The 20,693-nt window shown below is 73.0% G+C and carries 15 protein-coding genes; 3 read left to right on the forward strand and 12 right to left on the reverse strand.

Features of this window, described 5'->3' with window-relative positions:
- Nucleotides 1-80 precede the first annotated feature (80 nt).
- The 3 genes from ACFXKG_RS17195 to ACFXKG_RS17205 form a co-directional block, all read right to left on the reverse strand.
- Nucleotides 81-2,780, reverse strand: coding sequence for a DUF6493 family protein (locus ACFXKG_RS17195; RefSeq protein WP_384838901.1), 2,700 nt, complete (start codon nt 2,778-2,780; stop codon nt 81-83).
- Entirely contained in the window at nt 2,777-4,246 is a 1,470-nt protein-coding gene (locus ACFXKG_RS17200; protein ID WP_384838903.1) for an SWIM zinc finger family protein, read from the reverse strand. The genes ACFXKG_RS17195 and ACFXKG_RS17200 overlap by 4 nt, the downstream gene beginning before the upstream one ends.
- 67 nt (nt 4,247-4,313) lie before the next feature.
- Nucleotides 4,314-5,963, reverse strand: a complete 1,650-nt coding sequence (locus ACFXKG_RS17205; RefSeq protein WP_384838906.1) for an alkaline phosphatase D family protein — start codon at nt 5,961-5,963, stop codon at nt 4,314-4,316.
- 146 nt (nt 5,964-6,109) lie between these two features.
- On the opposite strand from ACFXKG_RS17205, the gene sigJ reads away from it, so the two are divergent.
- Nucleotides 6,110-7,006, forward strand: coding sequence for an RNA polymerase sigma factor SigJ (gene sigJ / locus ACFXKG_RS17210; RefSeq protein WP_384838909.1), 897 nt, complete (start codon nt 6,110-6,112; stop codon nt 7,004-7,006).
- A 166-nt stretch (nt 7,007-7,172) separates the two neighbouring features.
- Nucleotides 7,173-7,937, forward strand: coding sequence for a GntR family transcriptional regulator (locus ACFXKG_RS17215; protein WP_384838912.1), 765 nt, complete (start codon nt 7,173-7,175; stop codon nt 7,935-7,937).
- 105 nt (nt 7,938-8,042) lie between these two features.
- On the opposite strand, the gene ACFXKG_RS17220 is transcribed toward ACFXKG_RS17215, so the two are convergent.
- From ACFXKG_RS17220 to ACFXKG_RS17255, 8 genes are all read right to left on the reverse strand, one after another.
- The gene (locus ACFXKG_RS17220) at nt 8,043-9,200 is read right to left on the reverse strand and encodes an ROK family transcriptional regulator (RefSeq protein WP_384838915.1); all 1,158 of its coding nucleotides are present in this window, start codon (nt 9,198-9,200) and stop codon (nt 8,043-8,045) included.
- Between the two features lie 201 nt (nt 9,201-9,401).
- Complete coding sequence (locus tag ACFXKG_RS17225; protein WP_384838918.1) at nt 9,402-10,856, reverse strand: MFS transporter; 1,455 nt, start codon at nt 10,854-10,856, stop codon at nt 9,402-9,404.
- 159 nt (nt 10,857-11,015) lie between these two features.
- Entirely contained in the window at nt 11,016-12,068 is a 1,053-nt protein-coding gene (locus ACFXKG_RS17230) for an NAD(P)-dependent alcohol dehydrogenase (protein WP_384838921.1), read from the reverse strand.
- A gap of 94 nt (nt 12,069-12,162) precedes the next feature.
- Complete coding sequence (locus ACFXKG_RS17235; RefSeq protein WP_384838924.1) at nt 12,163-13,686, reverse strand: mannitol dehydrogenase family protein; 1,524 nt, start codon at nt 13,684-13,686, stop codon at nt 12,163-12,165.
- Between the two features lie 6 nt (nt 13,687-13,692).
- A complete protein-coding gene (gene manD / locus ACFXKG_RS17240) occupies nt 13,693-14,916 on the reverse strand; it encodes a D-mannonate dehydratase ManD (RefSeq protein WP_384838927.1) in 1,224 nt (407 codons plus the stop codon).
- On the reverse strand, nt 14,913-15,902 hold the full coding sequence (locus ACFXKG_RS17245) for a 2-hydroxyacid dehydrogenase (RefSeq protein WP_384838930.1): 990 nt from the start codon (nt 15,900-15,902) through the stop codon (nt 14,913-14,915). Before ACFXKG_RS17245 ends, manD begins: the two co-directional genes overlap by 4 nt.
- Nucleotides 15,899-16,960 (reverse strand): LacI family DNA-binding transcriptional regulator, encoded by a 1,062-nt coding sequence (locus ACFXKG_RS17250; RefSeq protein WP_384838932.1) that lies wholly within the window; start codon nt 16,958-16,960, stop codon nt 15,899-15,901. Before ACFXKG_RS17250 ends, ACFXKG_RS17245 begins: the two co-directional genes overlap by 4 nt.
- Nucleotides 16,961-17,184: 224 nt before the next feature.
- Complete coding sequence (locus ACFXKG_RS17255) at nt 17,185-17,772, reverse strand: TetR family transcriptional regulator (RefSeq protein WP_384838935.1); 588 nt, start codon at nt 17,770-17,772, stop codon at nt 17,185-17,187.
- 97 nt (nt 17,773-17,869) lie between these two features.
- On the opposite strand from ACFXKG_RS17255, the gene ACFXKG_RS17260 reads away from it, so the two are divergent.
- Complete coding sequence (locus ACFXKG_RS17260) at nt 17,870-18,919, forward strand: NAD(P)-dependent alcohol dehydrogenase (protein ID WP_384838938.1); 1,050 nt, start codon at nt 17,870-17,872, stop codon at nt 18,917-18,919.
- Between the two features lie 152 nt (nt 18,920-19,071).
- On the opposite strand, the gene purB is transcribed toward ACFXKG_RS17260, so the two are convergent.
- Nucleotides 19,072-20,505 (reverse strand): adenylosuccinate lyase, encoded by a 1,434-nt coding sequence (gene purB, locus ACFXKG_RS17265; RefSeq protein WP_384838940.1) that lies wholly within the window; start codon nt 20,503-20,505, stop codon nt 19,072-19,074.
- Nucleotides 20,506-20,693: the final 188 nt, after the last annotated feature.

Consider the following 20,693-nt stretch of genomic DNA (forward strand, 5'->3'; position numbering starts at 1 on the left):
ACGGTGTTGCGTGATCACGAACGGTTTGTGACTGATGGGTTAAGGCTGGATCTGTTCCCTTTTGGTCCATCTTCAGCCATTTATGGCGCGGAGTGATCGTTTCCCTGGCGGATTGCGATCAGAAGCCGGGAGGCTTGTGTGATCACCTGTGAGGTGCCCCGGCGTCCGGCGAGCTCCGCCAGCCCCGGTATCTCCTCGGAGCCCCCGCCGCGCTCCACACAGTCTGCGGCCACGGACAGTATCTCCCCGAGCCCGGGGTGCGTGGCAGCGGAGCGTGAGCCGCCACCCGGCGCCGCCGGCTCCGGGGCGAGCAGGGCGGGCAGGGCCGGCAGCAGCACCGAGGCGACCGTTCCGTACGCACCGGTCGCGGCCGCCGTACGGGCCGCGTCGGCCAGCCGGTTGATCTTCGCATCCCCCGAGATCACCAGCGCGGCCAGCTCCTCGCCCAGCATCGGCCCGGACAGCTCGCCCCGGGCCGCGAGCACCAGCAGCGCGTCCACGGCCGGCAGCCGGTCCTGCGGATGCCGGGCGCCCAGCCCGTACGCCAGCCCCCGGTGCAGACACCGGCCCACCGGCCCCCCTCGCTCGGCGAGCAGGGGCAGCCACCAGGTCCCGCCCCGCACATCGTCGCGCGCGCTCGACGCGGACTCGGTGAGCAGCCGGGCGGCCAGCGCCTCCCGGTCCTGGGGCAGGACCGCCGTCCAGTGGCCGCCCCGCAGCCCGTCCCAGTGGTAGCAGGCCTGCACCGTCCGCGGCGCCGGGTGGCCGAGCCAGTGGAACGACTCGGGGAACTCCCGCCGCACGGCCGACTGCTCCTCCCGCTCGGTGTTTTCGGTCTTCTCGGGCTTCTTCCCCGCCCGGCTCGGCCACACGGGGACCTTGACATCCGCGGGCCGGGGAGGCTCCGCCATCGGCCGCAGCGCCGGTACGGGGGCGCCGTCCGCCGTGAGCCAGGCGACGAGCCGGTCCGCCTCCGGCGTGCCGAGCTTCCCCGCCGCGCGCACCGCCGCCGGATCCCCGCCCCGGTCCACCCGCAGCAGCGCCTGGGCGAAATCGGCCGGCCCCGGCGTCGCACCCAGCCGCCGGTACTCCCGCAGCCGCTCGACGAGAACCCCGGCATCGAGCGCGCCCGTCTCCCAGCCCGGGGTGGCGAGCAGGAAGGGCGGCGGCTTCGCGTGCACCAGATACGCCGCCTCCCGCAGCCGGGCGTCGATCACCCCGACGAGCGCGGAGTGCGCGCACGACCGGCCGGACTTCCCCCGGTTGGACGAGGCGTGCAGCGTCCGGGTGGACAGCCGGTCGAGCAGCGCGGCGGCCACCACCTCCAGGTCGCAGATGTTCCGCGTGAACCACTGGTCGCGGTCCCGGCGGTCCTCGTCCTCCAGCCACCAGCACCCCGCCAGCGCCGGGCGCAGCGCGGCCACCAGCGCCACCCGGTCCCGGTACGCGTGTCTGACCAGGCCGTCCAGCGCCCGCTCGAACGCCGGCATCTCACCCGGCGAGGCGATCAACGCCGCCACTTCCTCGACCAGTTCGGCCAGATCCGCCGGGGCGGGCGCCAGGGCCACCCGCTCCGGGACGGGCGGCAGGATCTCCACGTACGGCGCCGCGTCCGCCGACGGAACGTCACCGAAGATCTCGCCCGCCCGGGAGTGGTGGACCGGACTCAGCAGCTCCGCCGCCCCCGCCACCTCGACACGCCGGTCCGCGTCCAGGGCCGCGTGATGCCGGGCCACCAGCTTCAGCGCCCGCTCCTGGACATCGGTGTCCTCGTGCCCGAACGCCTCCGCGACCACCGGCAGCAGCTCGCCCGCCGCGCCGGCGTCGGCACGCAGCACCTTGCCCAGCAGCACCAACTGCGCCCGCACCAGCTTCTTCTCCGGCCGGAACAGCATCGAGGCCGACAGGTCCGCGAGGCTCCGTACGGGCAGCGCCCCGGAGAGCGCGAGCCGGCTCAGCACCTCCTGGGCGTGCCCCGCCACGGCCACCGGACCGTCCGCCGCCATGCCGATCCAGTCGGCGGTACGGTCCAGCTCCTCCTCCGCCGTCAGCGTCAGCCGGCGCAGCAGACGCAGGAAGAACGTCAGCGCGCCCGGCCGCCCGCCGCGCAGCAGCCGCGCCACCGTCGCGTCCACCAGCATCCGACGCTCCACCACATCCTCGTCCGCGAGGACGGCGAGCACCGAAGGCCAGTGATGCGCCTCGTCCGGATCGTTCTGCCAGGCGAGCGGCCCGGACAGCTCGGCCGTCTCGAACAGCCGCGGCACCATGATCCGTACGTCCGGGTCCGCGCGCAGCGCGGGGAGCAGCTCTCCGTGCGAGGGCAGCGCCGCCGCCCAGCCGTGCACATAGCCGTCCGTGGTCGGCACCTGACATCCCGCCAGGCGCACCAGCTCCGTGATCAGCCGGTAGTCCAGCGCGGCCGTCGACGGCCGGTCCGCGAGCCGGTGGGCGACATCGCCCAGCCACCCCGGGTCACGGTCGGCGAGGACATCGATCAGCAGCCGGTGCGGGAGCGGCGAGCTGACCCGCAGATCGCGGGCGCCGATCCAGGCCGCCGCGGCCGCCGCGCCCGTCAGGCATCCGGCGCCCGCCACCACCAGCGCGCACCCGACCTTCTCCCGCTCCTGCCACCGCCGGAACCCCCAGCCGCGCAGCTCCGCGCGGAGCGCCTTCAGCGCGGCCAGCTCCGCCCTCCGCTCCACGGCGGTGAGCGGCTTCACCAGTCCGGGAACGGCCGCGACACGCCCAGCCCCGACGGCGTCGAGCAGCGCGCTCATCGCGCACCGCCCGTGGCCGCCACGGCCGCGCGGCGCGCCATCCGGACGGCGAGCGCGTGCTTGCACGGCCCCCGGCGCCCCCGGTGGTCGGCCCACCACCGGCATGTACAGCTCGGCACACCGCCCGACTCGCGCACCTGGTACCGGCGTTCACCCGAGGCGACGGAGGAGACAGAAGAGACGGAGGAGACAGAGGAGACGGAGGCGTCGGAAGAGACAGAGGCGACCGTGGAGACGGACGCGTCCGACGCGGCCCGGGCCGGCCCGTCGTCCAGCGTCACCGCCCCCTCGGCGAACAGGGCGCGCGCCGAGACCAGCCGCGGGTTGTGCCGCTCCACGCGCCCCGCGTCGTACGGCAGCTCCCGGTGGAAGTACGCCGCGTCCGCGACGTCGTAGCCGACCCGGCCCGCCGTGCCCAGCCGGGTCAGCGCGGCCCGCACCCGCTCCACCGTGAGCCCCGACTCCGCCGCCAGCTCCGCCGGATCGATCCGCGGCTCCCACGCCAGCAGCACCGACACCAACTCGGCGTCCCCGGCCGCCTCCTCGGTGGCCAGCGCCTCCAGCACACCCCCCTCGCCGGAGAACCCGCGCGCCGCCTCCGGCGACAGCGTGAGCGTCAGCCGCATCCCCGGCAGCACCGCCTCCCAGGCGCTCGACACCGCCGCCCCGTCCGTCACCGGCGGTCCGTACACCCGCAGCGCCGTCGCGTCCCGCAGCACCCGCTGCAACGCCGCCAGCCGCTCAGGACCCGGCAGGCAGGCGCCGCCCGGCACCGGCCGGGTCGTCGGCCGCAGGGTCCGCCCCGCCGGCACCACCCACAGGGCCCCGCGCGAGGCACTGCCCCCGCCGCGGGGCAGCGAGCGCAGGAAACGCACCGCCTCGGCCCCGGTCAGCTCCGCCCGCAGATCGAATCCGGCGGTGGCCACCTGCGCCTCGGCGAACCCCCGCAGCCAGCGGTCCGGCAGCGGAACCTTCTTCTCCACCACCGCCCCGCCGACCGTCGTGACCGCCAGCTCGTCCGGCCCCACCCGCAGATGCAGCGGATCGTCGCCGGTCATCCGGGACAGCGCCTCGCGCAGCGGATTGTTCACGTCCACATTGGTCGTGCCATGGCCCGTCCCGGCCCCGCCGAGACCGTCCTCCAGCACATCCAGCCGTGCGTACACCCCGCAGCAGCCGGAGAACGACTCGAAGCGCAGCCGGTCGCCGTTCCCCGTCACCACCGGGTCCAGCGAGGCCCCCGGCACCCGCTGGTGGTACCGCGCCCCCGCCACGTCCGCGACGGCCAGCAGGCCGCGCGCCGCCGCCCGTGGCGCGGACAGGAACCCGGAGAAGAAGCGCGGATGCGCCTCGGCGCCGGCCGGAGTGAGCCCGCCCGACGTCTCCAGGCCGAGCAGCCGTCCGCCCCGGGTGTGGGCCAGGGCGGACGGACGGGAATAGGCCAGAGCCTGCGTGGATCGCGTCATGGGAAAACCGTAGACGCGACCACTGACAATCAGCCTGAGCTGGGAAAACCCCGCTCTCCGAACGGTTCTACTGGCCGACCTTGCCCGGCTGGAGCACCTTCGTGAACAGCACCGTGCCGCCCTGCTCCCGCAGCCGCACCGTCAACTCCCCACTGGCGCCGTCGATCTCCACCTCGCCGAAGAGCGGAGGCGTCTCCATCGGCGAGAGGTTCGAGCCCGTCGGCGCCTTGACGAAGACCCGGTCCGGGCCGAAGGTCCCGTCCAGCGCACTGGCCGGGAACTGACCTGCCGCGATGGGGCCCGTGACGAACTCCCAGAAGGGCTCGAAGTCCTTGAAGGCGGCCCGCTCCGGCAGGTAGTGCTGCGCCGAGGTGTGGTGCACGTCCGCCGTCAGCCACAGCGTGCCCGTGATCCGCCGGTGCTTGATGTACCGCAGCAGATCGGCGACCTGGAGCTCCCGGCCGAGCGGCGCGCCCGGGTCGCCCTGCGCGACCGCCTCGATGTTCGCCGTACCGTCCGGCACGACCAGACCGATCGGCATGTCGGCGGCGATGACCTTCCACACCGCGCGCGAGCGCGACAGCTCGCGCTTGAGCCACTGGAGCTGCTCCGCGCCGAGGATGCCGGTGGTGTCGTCGGACTGCCGACCGGGGGAGTTGGCGTTGCGGTACGTCCGCATGTCGAGGACGAAGACGTCCAGCAGCGGACCGTGGTTGATCACCCGGTGCACCCGCCGGTCCGCGCCGCGCGCGTGCAGCGTCGAGATGGGGAAGTACTCGCGGAACGCCTGGCTCGCGTAGCCGGCCAGCACGTCCACGTTCTTCTCGGTGTAGCGGGCGTCGTCCAGGATCTGGCCCGGGTACCAGTTGTTGCGCACCTCGTGGTCGTCCCACTGGGTGATGGAGGGCACCTCGGAGTTGAAACGCCGGACGTTGTGGTCCAGCAGGTTGTAGCGGAAGTTGCCCCGGTACCCGGCCAGGGTCTCGGCGACCTTCGCCTTCTCCTCGGTGGTGACGTTGCGCCAGACACGGCCGTCGGGCAGCGTCACGCTCGGCTCGATCACCCCGTCCGCGTAGATGTTGTCGCCGCTGGACAGGAAGAAGTCCGGGGCGAGCTTGCGCATCTCCTCGTACACGGTGAAGCCGCCGATGTCGGGGTTGATCCCCCAGCCCTGCCCCGCGATGTCGCCCGACCAGACGAAGCGCACGTCCTGACGGCGTTTCGCGGGCGCCGTACGGAACGTGCCGTACACCGGTTCGCCGGTACGGCGCGGGTCGTCGGGGTCCGCGAGCGTCACCCGGTAGTGGACCTGCTCGCCCGCCGGGAGCCCGCGCAGCGGGACCGTACCGGTGAAGTCGCTGCCGGCGCCCAGCAGCGGACCCCGTACGCGGTGCGCGCGGCGGAACGACTCGGTGGCCGAGGTCTCCACGATCATCCGGGCGGGCCGGTCCGACCGTACCCACACCAGCCCGGAGGAGGTCGTGATGTCGCCCGCCTGTACGCCCCAGCCCGCGCGCGGCCGGCCCGACAGGGCCTGCGCGGGCGCCGCGCCGCCCAGTACGGCCGCGCCGGGCAGCGCCAGCGCGGCGGAGGCGGCGAGCGAACCGCGCAGCACACCGCGCCGGCCGGGGTGGCGCGCGGCGCCGGAGGAGGAGGGGGAGGGGGAGGAGGCCGGGGAGGAAGGGGGAAGCTGGCTGTTCTGGGGGCCGTACGGCATCGATGCGTCTCCTGGGCGAGAGGTGACCCTGGTCGCGTGGTGACCGGAGTGTCCTGCCATGCCTAATGCCCGGCGACGGCCACCGCGCGAACCCCGGGTGAACAACCGCCCGCGCTCGTAAGGGAACCGGACCGTAGGATGGCGGGGTGGCAGCCGACACCGTGAGCACCGAGGCGTTCGAAGCACACCGGCCGGTGCTGACGGGGGTCGCGTACCGCATGCTCGGCCGGTACGCCGACGCCGAGGACGTCGTGCAGGAGGCGTGGCTGCGCTGGAGCGCCGCCGACCGCGCGGACATCCGCGAACCGCGCGCCTACCTCGTACGGATCACCACCCGCCTCGCCATCGACCGGCTGCGCCTGGCCCACACGCGGCGCGAGGCGTACGTGGGCCCCTGGCTGCCCGAACCCGTCGTCACCGATTTCGGCCCCACCGTGCCCGACACGGCGGACCGCGCCGTGCTCGCCGACTCCGTCTCCCTCGCGGTCCTGGTCGTCCTCGAATCGCTCTCGCCGCTGGAGCGCGCGGTGTTCGTCCTGCGGGAGGCGTTCGGCTTCCCGTTCGCGGAGATCGCCACCACGCTGGAGCGCAGCGAGGCCGCCGTACGGCAGCTCGCGGGCCGGGCCCGCCGCCACGTGGAGGAGCGCAGGCCCCGCTACGACGTCGACCCGGCCGAACGCCGCGACCTCACCGAGCGGTTCCTCGCGGCGGCCGGCGGCGGCGACCTGGAGAAGCTTCTCGCCCTGCTCGCCCCCGACGCCCGGCTGGTCGGCGACAGCGGGGGCAAGGCCCTGGCGCCCCCGCGCGTCCTGGAGGGCGCCGACAAGGTCGGCCGCTTCCTCTCCGCGATCTCGGCGGGCCTCGCGCTGTACGACTTCACCCTCACCGAGGTCAACGGCGCCGTCGCGGTCCTGGCCCTGGACGGCGGAAAGCCCGATTCCGTCCTCCAGTTGGAGATCAGGGACGGCCGGGTGCAGTGCGTGAACATCATCCGCAACCCCGACAAGCTCGGCGGCATCACCGCGGGCCGGCCCGCCGTGTAAGGCGGGCCTCCACACCGGGTAAAAGATCCGTTTCCTTCCGTGACCGGCGCGCCCATTGGTCTTGACCAAGGGGTGGGGCCGTCTTATGGTCGCTTTTTAGTGAGGAACCTTTAATAAACAAGGGCACGGAAACCCGCCGGGCGGCCGGCGATTGCGGAGGATCAGGGTGGGGACCACGCAGCTCGAAACGGTGCCGGAGCCCAAGTACTGGCATCTCAGGACCGTCCTCGCGGAGGCGCTCGACTCCGACTTCGTGGTCGGTGAGGTGCTGCCCAACGAGCGTGAACTCGCCGCCCGTTTCGGGGTCGCCCGCGCCACCCTGCGGCAGGCGCTCGAACAACTGGAGCTGGAGGGCCGCCTCCAGCGCCGTCGCGGCGTCGGCACGACCGTCGCCCCGCCGCGCGTCGGCGTCGACGTCTCCACGCCCCGGCGGGTCTGGCCGGGCGCGGGCGAGGACGCCTGGCAGCCGCTCGACTGCGGCCCGGCGGCGGCACCCGCCGCGGTGGCCCGGCTCCTGGAGACCGACGACGGCGATCAGGTCCACACCGTCCGCAGGATCCGCGTCACGCACGGCCAGTCCGTGGCCGCCGAGCTGATCTACGTGCCGTCGTCCTCGGTGCCCGGCCTCTCCGCCATCGACGCCCCCTCGGGCCCCGCGCGCGCCCGCGCCGTCCTGCGGGAACTCCAGCACCTGGAACTCGACTCCCAGGAACGGGCGGTCGAGTTGGGCTCGGCCCGCGCCGACGACGCCAAGGAGCTGGACCGCCTCCCCGGCGCTCCCGTCCTCGTGGTCACCACGCGCTACGTCGTGGCGGGCCGGGTCGCCGCGGTCTCCGTGGCCACGTACCGGGCGGACACCTGCCGGCTCACCTTCGGGGACTCCGGCGGTCTGGAGATCAGCGACGAGACGCAGGAGCGCAGGGCGTCCTAGCCGAGCCGGGCCGAGTCGAGCCACGTACCGACAGGCCGGGCCTGCCGAGGCGGAGGCCGAGAACCAGGTCGCGGCCGAGGGCCTGCCGTCCCCCGCGCGAAGTCCCTAGCGGCGGGCCGTCACCGTGCTCTCCACCGCGAAGAGCTGCTCCTCCACATGGTCGATGGCCAGCCGCAGCGCGCCCGTGGCCACCGCCGCCTCGCCGAGCAGGGAGAGCGCCACCCGGGGCGGGCGCAGGCAGTAGCGGGCCAGTTCGTCGCGGAGCGGGTCCAGTACGCCGTCGAGCCCCGCCGCCCAGCCGCCGATCACCACGAGCTCCGGGTCGAGCGCGAGCACCAGCGCCGCCACGTCGTGCACCAGCCGCAGGATGAACCGCTCGACGGCCTCCTGGGCGCGTGGGTCGCCCTGCCGGGCCTCGGCGAAGACCTGCGCCACCGCCTGCTCGTCCAGCGGATGCAGCGGCTCGTCCGTCGTGGACAGCAGCCGCTCCGGGGTGACCCCGCGTCCCAGCAGATGCAGCGCGCCGATCTCGCCCGCCGCCCCGCCGAACCCGCGGTGCAGCCGTCCGCCGATCAGTGAGCCCGCGCCGGGGCTGAGCCCGGCCAGGACGAAGACGATGTCGTCGGAGTCGGTGGCCGCGCCCTTCCACTGCTCGGCCACGGCCGCCGCGTTGGCGTCGTTCTCCACCAGCACCGGGCAGCTGAACGAGCACCGCAGCCGTTCGCCGAGCGCCAGCCCCGTCCACTGCGGCAGCGCCGTGCCGAGCCGTACCGTCCCGTCGGCCTCGACGATGCCCGGGCTGCCCACCCCCACCGCCCGGAGCGAATCGCGCGCCACCCCGGCCCGCGCCAGCACCTCGTCGGTGACCAGGCGGACGCCCGCCAGCCGCTCGTCCGCGTCCGCCTTCGCCGAGACCTCCCGGGACCCGGCGCCGATGATCTCGCCGTCCAGCCCGGCGACCATGGCCGCCACCCGGTGCGGCCCGATCTCGATACCCAGCAGATGCCCGGCCTCGGCGCGGAACCGGAACCGCCGCGCCGGGCGGCCCTGTCTGCGGGTCTCGCCCTCCTCCGGGGCCGACCCGGCGACCAGCCCGGCCTCGATCAGCCCCTCCACCACACCTTCGACCGTGGGCCGGGACAGACCGGTGATCCTGGTGATGTCCGTGAGGGTGAGCGAGCCCGCGTCCCGCAGGGTGTGCAGTACCACCGCGGAGTTGATCCTCCGCAGCAGGGACGGATCTCCGCCGGTCAGCCGCCCCACGGTCCTCCTCCAGCTCGTGCGCGTGTGTGGCGGATCGTACTCGGTGCCTGACGGCCCGGCGAGTGGTGTGCACGAGAGTGTGAGCGGGCGGACCCGGCCGCCGCCCGGGCGGGCGTGCCCCGACGCGGAAACGGGCAGCGCGGTGCGGAGTGCACCACGCTGCCCGGGACGGCCCCGGATCCCGGCGGTCCGCCGCGGCGGTCAGTCGCCGACCTTCTCCATCCGCTCGGCGGACCGGTCCGGCGCCCGCTCCTGCCGGGCGCGTACGTCTCGTGGATCCGTGCTGTCGTACGGCAGCGTCAGATCGCGGTCACGGGTCTCCGGTGCCATCCGGGTGGCGATGAGGCTCACGGTCGTGACCAGCATCATGTAGACGGCGACGGGGATCCACGAGCCGGAGAACGCGGTGACCAGCGCGGTGCAGATCAGCGGGGCGACCCCGCCGCCGATCACGGAGGAGAACTCCCGTCCCAGGGTGACCCCCGCGTACCGGTAGCGGTTCCCGAACAGCTCGGGGAAGAAGCTCATCTGGACACCGACCGCGCCCTGGCAGGCCAGGATGAAGCCGACGATGATCGCCACGGTGATCGCGACCTTGGACCCCGAGTTCAGCGCGACGAAGGTGGGCGCGGGGAGCAGGATCAGGGCGCTCAGGATCAGTGTGTACACCGGCCTGCGCCCGAACCGGTCCGAGAGGGTGCCGAAACAGATCGCCGCGATACCGCCGCAGATGGCGCCGAGCAGCAGCACCTCCGGTACGAAGTCCTTCGGGACGCCCACGGTCGTCACCAGGTAGGAGGCCATGAAGACCTGGTACGTGTAGGACTGCGTGCTGATCCCGAAGTTCATGAACAGCACCAGGAGCATCGGCCTGCGGCCCTGCGTGAGGACCTCCCGCACCGGTGACGCGGCCTTCTCCCGCCGCTCCTGCTCCTGTGACTGCTGCTCCTTGAGATCCTTGAAGACGGGGCTCTCGTTGAGCTTGCGCCGGATGATCATGGCGGCCACGGTCACGACGAGACTCGATCCGAAGACCAGCCGCCAGCCCCAGGACATCAAGGCCTCGTCGGAGAGGCGCTGGGCGAGGATCCAGGCGACGGCACCGAGGGCCGTACCCAGCGCCGCGCCGGTCATGACCAGCGACGACAGCCTGCCCCTGCGCCCCTTGGCGGCTGTCTCGGTGAGCAGGGCGGCGGCACCCGACTGCTCGGCGCCGGCACCGAAGCCCTGGCCCATGCGGCAGATCAGCAGCAGGATCGGGGCGAGCAGACCGACCTGTCCGTACGTCGGCAACAGCCCGATGGCGAGCGTGGAGCCGCCCATCAGGAGGAGCGTCGCGACCAGGATCCACTTACGGCCGAGCCGGTCCCCGTACCGGGAGAAGAAGAGCCCGCCGAGCGGCCGGGCGGCGAAGCCGACCGCGTACGTGCTGAAGCTGGCGAGGATGCCCACGGACGCGGAGACGTTGGGGAAGAACAGCTCGCTGAAGATCAGCGCCGAGGCGGTCCCGTAGATGACGAAGTCGTACTGTTCGAGCGCGGTGCCGATCAGGCCGGCCCAGGCCGCGCGGCGTACCGCGGCGGGTTCCGGCGTGGGTTCCCCGGACGGGGTCGCCGGCGGGGACGGGGGTGTCACGGCAGGTGTCGTGTGATCCATGATCCATGCCTCCTTGAACGGATCGGAGTTCCGGAGCGGAACGGAACTGATGGAGCAAAGCTGGTCAAAAGGGGTGCGTGGGGGTGTGGGGGAGTGTGTCGCGGTGTGCGGTACGAGGTGGTGCGGGTGCCCGGGGCCGCCGCGGGGCCCGTCCGTGTGTCAGGCGGCGCTGTCGCCGGGGCGTACGACGACCTTGAGGTGGGCCGGGTCGTTCCCCGGTGCGCGCAGGGCGTCCGCCGCCCGGTCGAGCGGGAACCGTCCGGTCAGGACGCCCGCGAGGTCGACCCGTCCCTCGGCCACCAGCGCGATGGCGGTGGGGAAGGCGTGGGCGGAGCGGAACGCGGTGGACAGTTCGATCTCCCAGCGCTGGAGATGTGCCAGCGGCAGCCCGTCCACGCTGGGCGGGGCCTGCCCGACGACGATCGCCCGGCCCGCGGGGCGCAGCGTCGCGAGCCCCTGCCGGAGCGCGGCCGGATGGGCCGAGCACTCCAGCAGCCGGTCGGCACCGGTCAGTTCGAGCTCCTGTTCCGCCGTGTTGACGACGGAGCTCGCGCCCAGCTTGAGCGCCTGCGCGAGCCGCGCGTCGTTGACATCGGTGACGATCACCTCGCTCGCCCCCGCGGCACGCGCCACCTGCGCGACGAGGATGCCGATCGGCCCCGCCCCGGTGACCAGCACACGGTCGCCGAACTCGACACCGGCGCGCCGCACCGCCCACACCGCGACGGCCAGCGGCTCCACCAGCGAGCCGACCTCCAGGGGGATCGTGTCGGGCAGCGGATGGACGGCGCGCGCGGTGGTGACGATGTGTTCGGCGAAGGTCCCGTCGGTAGGCGGGGAACCGAGGCAGGTGCCCACGGGGCAGAGGTTGTAGCGTCCGGAGCGGCAGGTCGGGCACGAGCCGCAGCCCACGGCCGGCTCCACCGCCACCCGGGTGCCCACGTCCAGCGCGACGCCGGAGCCCTTGGCGCTGATGACGCCGGACGCCTCGTGGCCGAGCACCGTCGGCCGGCGCAGCTCGTTCCGGCCGTTGCGGCCGCTGGTGAAGTAGTGCATGTCCGAGCCGCAGACACCGACGGCGTCGACCGTGACGAGGACGTCGTCGGGGCCGAGCGGCCGCAGCGGGCGGTCTTCGACGCGCAGGTCGCCCGGGCCGTACAGGACGGCGGCACGGGTCGAATCGGGAGCGAACACTTCTCTGACGTCTCGCACGTCTCTCACATCCTTGTGAGCGGGGACCGGGAAACCCGGGGAGGGGGAAGGTGACGAGGGTGGAAGGGGAAGGGGGCCGGCCCCCGGGCGGGGCTCAGCCCGTCGGCTGCGGCTCGCACTCCGCGGCGCGCGCGGCCTCGGCGGCCGCCGCGCCCGGTCCGAACCGGACGATGACATCGATGAGTTCGGCGATCCGGCCGCCGAACGACGGGTGCTCGGTCAGCCCGTCGCCGAGCAGCCCGCTGTCCAGCACGGCTTCGACGAACGCGGCGCGTGCCGCCCCGGAGGCCGCGGGCGCCGTGGCCGCGCGCTCCGCGATCGCCGCCAGTGTCCCGCGCGCCGGATCCACCATCGCGGCGGCGTGCGGACCGGGCGAGAACCCCTCGGGCGGGGCGACGCAGCACAGGTACGCGGCCACGGTCAGCGCCAGCCGGTGCGGCATGCGCCCGGCGCGCAGGTGCAGCAGCGCCGGTTCCGGCACCCGCTGGCGGAGCTTCACCGAGCCGTCGGACCCGACCTGCTGGGTGCGGTGGCCCAGCGCCGTGTTGGCCCAGCGTTCGAAGAGCTGCCCGACATACGCGTCGAGATCGATGTCGTCGGGCACGGTGAGGCTCGGCAGGTACTCGCCGCGCAGCACGCCCCGCGCGGCCTCCGCGACGAACGGACGGCCGATCGACTCCGGAACCGTCGCCCGCCCGTCCAGCGCGCCCAGATACGCGATGAGCGAGTGCGTGCCGTTGAGCAGCCGCAGCTTGAGCAGCTCGTACGGCTCGACGTCCGCCGTGAACAGTGCCCCGCCGTGCTCCCAGCGCGGCCGCCCGGCGGCGAACCGGTCCTCCATCACCCACATGGAGAACGGTTCCGCCGGCACCGGTACCGCGTCGCGCACCCCGAGCCGGGCGGCGACCGCCTCCCGGTAGGCATCGGTCGTCGCGGGGACGATCCGGTCCACCATCGAGCTGGGGAACGTCACCGAACTCTCCAGCCAGGGCGTCAGCGCGTCCCGCTCGGCGGCGGGCAGCGCCTGGGTGAACTCGTGCACCAGGCGCTCGGTCTGCGCGCCGTTGGCCACCAGGTTGTCGCAGCTCAGCACCGTCACCGGAGCGGCGTGCGTACGCTGCCTGCGCTGCAGCCCGCGGACGATCTGCCCGATGGTGGTGCGCGGTGGCGCGTCACCGCGCAGATCCGACCGTACGGCGGGGGCGTCGAAGTCGAGACCGTGGGTACGCGGCGAGTACGTGTAGCCGTGCTCCGTGACCGTCATCGTGATGACGGCCGTGCCGGGCGCCGCCAGTGCGTCGAGCACCTCGTCCGGCTGCGCGGCGGCCACCAGCGCCCCGGTGTGCACCGACGGGACGGTCACCTCGGTGTGTTCCGGGGAGATCTCCACGACCGCGTACCGCATGTCCTGCTCCCGCAGGGCCCGGGCCACCCCGGCCGACCGGCTCGCCACCCCGAGGATGCCCCACGGCCCCTCGGTGTGCGCCAGCGCGGCGGCCGTGTGCACGGCCTGGTGGGCGCGGTGGAAGTTGCCGAGCCCGAGATGGACGAGGCCGGTCTCGGCCGGCGGCTTCGCCGCGACGGTTCCGGCACCGAGCCGGGGGAGCGCTGTGGTCATCACCGGTCACCAGTCCGTCATCGAGCCGTCGCGGCGGCGCGCGATCGGCAAGTAGGCCGGTTCGTAAGGGAATCGGGCGGCCAGCTCCTCGTCGACCTCGATCCCGATACCGGGCTGCTCCCCGGGGTGCAGATGTCCGTCCTCGTAACTCCACGCGTGCCGGAACACCTCGTGGACGAGCGGCTCGTACCCCATGTACTCCTGGATGGCGAAGTTCGGTGTGGAGAGGCCGACATGGAGGGAGGCGCCGAGCGCGATCGGCGACACGTCGGAGGGGCCGTGCGGGCCGAGCTTGACCTGCCAGATCTCGGCGAGCGCGGCGATCCGCCGGAGGTGGCTGATGCCGCCCGCGTGCGTGACACACGTGCGTACGTAGTCGATGAGCTGCTCGGTGATCAGTGACTGGCACTCCCACACCGTGTTGAACACCTCGCCGATGGCGAGGGGGACGGTGGTGTGCCGCCGGACGTGCCGCAGTACCTCCTGGTTCTCCGCCGGAGTGACGTCCTCCAGCCAGAACAGGTCGACGCCGTCCAGCCGTTGTCCCAGTTTGGCCGCCTGGCCGGGCGTCAGCCGGTGGTGCACGTCGTGCAGCAGCTTCAGCTCCGGGCCGACGTGCGCGCGGGCCGCCGCGAGGACGCCGGGGGCGTGCCGCAGGTAGGACTCCGTGTCCCAGACCTCCTCCACCGGTGCCGCGCCCCGCCCGGCGGGCTCGTACCCGGTGCCGCCCCGCGTCACCCCGTACACCATGTCATGACCCGGCACACCGCTCTGCGCCCGTACGGCGAGGAAGCCCCGGTCGCGCTGTGCGTCGATGGCGTCGAGCAGTTCGGGCACGTCCCAGCCGGAGGCGTGGGTGTAGGTGAGGACGCGGTCGCGGACCGCGCCGCCGAGGAGCTGGTACACCGGCTGCCCGGTGGCCTTGCCCTTGATGTCCCACAGCGCGAGGTCCACCGCGCCGATGGACGTCATCGTCACCGGACCGCGCCGCCAGTAGACGCCCCGGTACAGGTACTGCCAGGTGTCCTCGATCCGCGCCGGGTCCCGGCCTATGAGGAGCGGAGCGACATGGTCGCGCAGATACGAGGCGACGGCCAGCTCACGCCCGTTGAGGGTGGCGTCGCCCCAGCCCACGAGCCCCTCCGCCGTGGTGATCTTGAGGGTGACGAAGTTACGGCCGGGGCTGGTGACGAGCACGTCCACGGCGGCGATGGTGTCGGTCCTGGTCATCGGGCCACCGCCACGACGTTGTGGAGCTGTTCGTCTGCGGCGAGTCGGCCGATGTTGGCGGCGATGTCGGCGGCCCTGCGCGCGAAGGTCTCGCGGGTGAGGCCCGAGGAGTGGGGAGTCATCAGTACGTTGTCCAGCGTTTCGAAGGGGTGTGTGCCGGGCGCGGCGGAGTGGCCGTCGGAGGGGTACCGGTACCAGACGTCGAGTGCGGCGCCGCCGATGGCCCGGGTGCTCAGTGCGTGGAACAGGGCGTCCTCGTCCACGACGGGGCCGCGGCCCACGTTGACCAGGACGGCCGAGGAGCGCATCCGGGCGAACTCGGCCGGACCGATCAGCCCGGTCGTCGCCGCGCTGAGCGGCGCGGAGACCACCACGACGTCCGACGTCTCCAGCAGGGTGCCGAGATCGTCCACCGTCCCCGACCACTCCAGCCGGTGCGCCGCCGCGTCGACGTCGCCGCGCCGGGTGACCGCGACGCCCCGCGCGCCGAACGCCCGGAACAACTCCCAGCTACGGGCGCCGATATGACCGAAGCCCACGAACCCGACCGTCGCCGCGCCCAGGCTGTCCACCCAGGGCGCGCGGGCGTCGTACACGGGGGAGTCCCACTCCCCGCGGCGCAGCGCCTCGTGCTGGCGCAGGAAGCCCCGGCGCAGCAGGACCGCCGCCGAGACGGCGTACTCCGCCATGGAGTTCTCGTGGTGGAAGGTGTTGGCCACGACGGTACCGGCGGCGAGGGAGCCGGCCTCGATCTTCTCCGTGCCGGCGCCGGCGGCGTGCACCAGACGCAGCCGGGGAGCCGCGGCGGCCATGGCGGCGGTGCACTGGCCGGAGACGAGGACGTCGGCGTCGGCCAGGGCGGTCCCGACGGCGGTGGTGTCCCGCGGGTCGGGCCAGCGTACGGCCGTACCCGCCGGGAGCGCGGCCTCGAACTCGGCGCGCAGGGGCCGGAGGTTGGATTCGGCGACGACCACGGTGAGTGTCATGAGGCGTCCTTCGTGGCTCGCCCCGCGGTGGTGTGGAGCCGGGCGTCGTGGCTGCGGGCCGCCCCGCTGTGAGTGAGGGCCGGGCCGCTCGAACCGCGGACGATGAGCTGGGTCGGCAGCCGCAGTGTGCGCGGGGTGTGGCGGTCACCGGCGAGCACCTGGCCGAGCAGGTCCATGGCGAGGGAACCCGCCTTCGCCATGGGGACGGCGATGCTGGTGAGGGAGGGCTGGGACACCTCCGCGAACGGGATGTCGTCGACCCCGATCACACTGAGGTCCTCCGGCACACCGATCCCCAGCGCGCGGGCACCCGCGATCACACCGAGCGCGACCAGGTCGTTGTGGGTGATCACCGCGGACGCCCCGGAGGCCATCACACTGGCCGCCGCGGCGGTCCCGCCCGCCACCGTCTCGGACTGCCACCCCAGCAACTCCAGCTCCAGACCGGCCCGTTCGGCCTCGGTGCGGATCAGCTCGACGCGCTGGGCGTTGGACCAGGAGCGCTGCATGCCCTGGACGTACGCGATCCGCCGGTGGCCGAGGGCGGCGAGGTAGTCGACGGCCTGGCGCAGCCCGTGCGCGGCGTCGGTGAGCACACAGTCCGCGCCGGTCGTCTCCCGGTTGACCAGCACGGCGGGCGTACGGCCGCAGAGGCCGAGGATCTCGTCGGCGTCCAGCCGTGACGACACCACGACGAGCCCGTCGGCCTGGTCCCGCAGATGGGCGATCACCTCGCGCTCGCGGTCCGGGTTGAGATCGGTGTCGGCGAGCACGACGGTCTGCCTGCGGTGCCACCCCTCACCCTGGGCGGCCTTCACGAAGGCACCGAACACGGGGTTGGCGATATCGGGGACCACCACGGCCACCGTGGCGGTCTCCCCGTCGGCGGCGGGCTCGGCGGCCCGCGATCCGTTCGGTTCGTATCCCAGTTCTTGTGCAACGGAGAGAACCTTGCGCAAGGTTTGCGGTCCGAGCCGGTCCGGGTCGCTGAAGGCGCGGGACGCGGTGGACAGGGCGACGTTGGCGCGTTTGGCGACGTCGGTGAGGGTGGGGGCCATGGAGTACTCCGTTTACCGGTTCGACGGAGAAGGGTGCGTGAACGACATGCTGCATGGTCGTCACCGTTGCGCAAACTTGTCAACGCTTGCCACAAAATTGGCAAGGGTGCTGCCCCGTGTTGCCACTCCGGCTGTTGCCGCTCCGGTGTCGCCGCCCCGCCCCCGGAACGGCAGCGCGCTGGGAAGCTCGCGGTGAGCGGCTGTGTGACGCTCGCGATGAGCGGCTACGCGACGGTCACCGCGCGCCGGACGCTCTCGCGCAGCAGGGCGCGACGCCGCTCGTGCACTTCCGCCGGCTCCTCGGCGGTCGCCGTGTAGACGTTGCTCACCGGTGACCAGGCCATCGACAGGGCGATCACCATCGCCATCAGGTCGAACGGGTCGCCCTCGCGCACCAGGCCGGCGGCCTGCGCCCGGGCGATCGCGCCCAGCTTGCCGTCGTCGAGACGGTCGGGGCCCTCGACCAGGTGGCCCGCCGGGCGCCGCTCCAGGCGTACCCAGGTGGCCAGGCGGATGAGATCGGGGCGGCGGAGGTACTCGTCGTAGAGGCGTACGGCCCAGTCCGCCAGGTCGGTGGCATCGATCGGGACGACGTTGACGATCCGCTCCAGGGAGCTGAGGAAGATGGCGTCGAAGAGCCCTTCCTTGCTGCCGAAGTAGGCGTACAGCTGCGCCTTGTTGGTGCGTGCCGCGGCCACGATCCGCTCGACGCGCGCCCCGGCGATCCCGTACGCGGCGAACTCCTCGGTCGCCACATCGAGGATGCGCTGGTACGTCGCGGCTCCGCGCGTGGTCAGGGGCCGATCGCTCATACCGGAACCGTAGCAGACAGAACAGTTGGTTTGCTTTCTGCCCCCTGCTGTGCCTACCGTCAAATAGACCGAACAGTCTGTCTGGGGAGTGAGAAACATGAGGACCACTGTTGGCTGGCAGGCGGAGGGCCCGGCGAAGGCGACGACACTGCGACGAGCACCGCTGGAACGGCGGGAGCTGCGCCCGGACGACCTCGCGGTCCGCGTGGACTACTGCGGCGTCTGCCACTCCGATCTGCACGCCCTCCATGCCCGGGGCGGCGCGGGGCGCCCGCCGCTGGTACCGGGGCACGAGTTCACGGGCACGGTCATCGCGACCGGGCCCGAGGTCACCCGCTTCGCCGCCGGTGACCCGGTGGCGGTGGGCAACATCGTCGATTCGTGCGGCACGTGCGCCATGTGCCGGGCCGGCCAGGAGAACTTCTGCCACACCTTCCCGACCCTGACCTACGGCGGCGTGGACCGGCACGACGGGTCGACCACGCTGGGGGGGTTCTCCCGCGAGTACGTCGTGCGTGACCGGTTCGCCCACCCGCTGCCCGCCGGGCTGGACCCGGCCGCCGCGGCGCCGCTGCTCTGCGCCGGGATCACCGTCTGGGAGCCGCTGCACGCCCTGGGGGTGGGGCCCGGAAGCCGGGTCGGCGTGGCGGGCCTGGGCGGTCTCGGCCATCTCGCGGTCAAGATGGCCGTGGCGCTCGGCGCCGACACCTCCGTCATCAGCCGCTCACCGGACAAGGCCGACGACGCCCGCCGGCTCGGCGCCCACGGGCTCGTCGTCTCGACGGACCCGGAGCAGATGGCGGCGGCCCGCGACCGGTTCGACGTCCTCATCGACACCATCTCCGCCCCGCACGACGTGGGCGCGTACCTGGGTCTGGTCGCGATGGACGGCACGCTCAGCCACCTCGGGCACCTCGGCCCCGTCACCGTGGACACCATGGACCTGCTCGTGGGGCGCAAGAAACTGAGCTCCGCGGGGAGCGGCGGCGTCCCCGCCACCGCCGCCATGCTGGACTTCTGCGCCGAGCACGGCGTCACCGCCGACATCGAACTGCTGCCGTCGGCGCGCGTGAACGAGGCCCTCGACCGGCTCCGGCGCAACGACGTCCGCTACCGGTTCGTGCTCGACATGTCCGACCTGGACTGAACGGCGGGGACCGGACGGGCGGACGAGAACCGCCCGTGACCACGTCGGGCAGGACGTGGTCACGGGCGGTTCAGGGCCCGGGCCCGTGGTTTCAAGCTCCGGTCAGCATCGGCCGGACGCGGATCGTACGGAAGTCACAGCAGTCACAGCCGTCACAGAATGGAGCCCGGTGTGTAGCCCGCCGCCGTGGGGTGCCGCTTCAGGATCTCCTCGATCCGGCCCACCACCGCCGCGATCTGCTCCTCCGCCGCACCGGTGAAGGAGAGCTTGTCGGCCATCAGCGCGTCCAGCTCCGCCCGGTCGAGCGGCATTCGTCCGTCCGCCGCCAGCCGGTCGAGCAGTTCGTTGCGCTCGGCGCCCTGCTCGCGCATGGCCAGCGCCGACGCCACCGCGTGTTCCTTGATGACCTCGTGCGCCGCCTCCCGGCCGACCCCGGCCCGTACCGCGCCCATCAGGACCTTCGTCGTCGCCAGGAACGGCAGGTAGCGGTCCAGCTCGCGCGCCACCACCGCGGGGAACGCGCCGAACTCGTCCAGGACGGTCAGGAAGGTCTCCAGCAGCCCGTCGAACGCGAAGAACGCGTCCGGCAGCGCCACCCGGCGCACCACCGAGCACGAGACGTCGCCCTCGTTCCACTGGTCGCCCGCCAGCTCACCGGTCATCGACGCGTAGCCGCGCAGGATCACCATCAGCCCGTTGACCCGCTCGCAGGAGCGCGTGTTCATCTTGTGCGGCATCGCCGAGGAGCCGACCTGGCCGGGCTTGAAGCCCTCCGTGACCAGCTCGTGCCCGGCCATCAGCCGGATCGTCTTCGCGACGGAGGACGGCGCGGCGGCGAGCTGCACCAGCGCGGTCACCACGTCGTAGTCGAGCGAGCGCGGATACACCTGGCCCACGGACGTGAACGCCCGCCCGAAGCCGAGATGACCCGCGATCCGCTGCTCCAGCTCGGCCAGCTTCGCGGTGTCGCCGCCCAGCAGGTCGAGCATGTCCTGTGCCGTGCCGACCGGGCCCTTGATCCCGCGCAGCGGGTAGCGGCCCAGCAGGTCCTCCAGCCGGCCGTACGCCACCAGCAGCTCGTCGGCCGCGGTCGCGAACCGCTTGCCGAGGGTGGTGGCCTGCGCGGCGACATTGTGCGAGCGGCCGGCCATGACCAGCGCGCCGTACTCGCCCGCCAGCTTTCCGAGCCGGGCCAGCACCGCCACCGTACGGTCGCGCGTCAGCTCCAGGGAGAGCCGGATCTGGAGCTGCTCGACGTTCTCCGTCAGGTCGCGCGAGGTCATGCCCTTGTGCACCTGCTCATGACCGGCGAGGGCGTTGAACTCCTCGATCCGCGCCTTCACATCGTGCCGGGTGACCTTCTCGCGCTCGGCGATCGACGCCAGGTCGACCTGGTCGAGGACGCGTTCGTAATCGGCGAGGGCGGCGTCGGGCACCTCGATCCCGAGGTCCCGCTGCGCCCGCAGCACGGCCAGCCAGAGCTGACGCTCCAGCTTCACCTTCTGCTCGGGGGACCACAGCACGGCCAGCTCCGCGGAGGCGTAGCGGCCGGCAAGGACATTGGGGATACGAGGCTTGGGAGTCACGTGAGGTGAGCATACCCGCCGTCCTGGGCGGTCTCCGCCCGTCTGTACCGTCCACAGATTCCGTGGTCAGTCGCTCACAGCCCCTCTCGCGCCGCGTCGCCTGTGAGATGCGTGTGAGACGGTACGGGACCACCCGGTGGTGGCACACCGGACGACGCCTTGATCCAGACTCTTCCCGATCGAGGAGT

The organism is Streptomyces sp. NPDC059255 (genome assembly GCF_042752355.1).
In the GTDB taxonomy this organism is placed as follows: Bacteria; Actinomycetota; Actinomycetes; order Streptomycetales; family Streptomycetaceae; genus Streptomyces.

What these genes read in the sequence shown, in the direction of transcription:
- ACFXKG_RS17250 (WP_384838932.1), bottom strand. Translation starts at nt 16,960, where the DNA reads ATGGCCCCCACCCTCACCGACGTCGCCAAACGCGCCAACGTCGCCCTG.
- ACFXKG_RS17245 (WP_384838930.1), bottom strand. Translation starts at nt 15,902, where the DNA reads ATGACACTCACCGTGGTCGTCGCCGAATCCAACCTCCGGCCCCTGCGC.
- ACFXKG_RS17195 (WP_384838901.1), bottom strand. Translation starts at nt 2,780, where the DNA reads ATGAGCGCGCTGCTCGACGCCGTCGGGGCTGGGCGTGTCGCGGCCGTT.
- ACFXKG_RS17225 (WP_384838918.1), bottom strand. Translation starts at nt 10,856, where the DNA reads ATGGATCACACGACACCTGCCGTGACACCCCCGTCCCCGCCGGCGACC.
- ACFXKG_RS17200 (WP_384838903.1), bottom strand. Translation starts at nt 4,246, where the DNA reads ATGACGCGATCCACGCAGGCTCTGGCCTATTCCCGTCCGTCCGCCCTG.
- ACFXKG_RS17205 (WP_384838906.1), bottom strand. Translation starts at nt 5,963, where the DNA reads ATGCCGTACGGCCCCCAGAACAGCCAGCTTCCCCCTTCCTCCCCGGCC.
- ACFXKG_RS17260 (WP_384838938.1), top strand. Translation starts at nt 17,870, where the DNA reads ATGAGGACCACTGTTGGCTGGCAGGCGGAGGGCCCGGCGAAGGCGACG.
- ACFXKG_RS17255 (WP_384838935.1), bottom strand. Translation starts at nt 17,772, where the DNA reads ATGAGCGATCGGCCCCTGACCACGCGCGGAGCCGCGACGTACCAGCGC.
- manD (WP_384838927.1), bottom strand. Translation starts at nt 14,916, where the DNA reads ATGACCAGGACCGACACCATCGCCGCCGTGGACGTGCTCGTCACCAGC.
- ACFXKG_RS17235 (WP_384838924.1), bottom strand. Translation starts at nt 13,686, where the DNA reads ATGACCACAGCGCTCCCCCGGCTCGGTGCCGGAACCGTCGCGGCGAAG.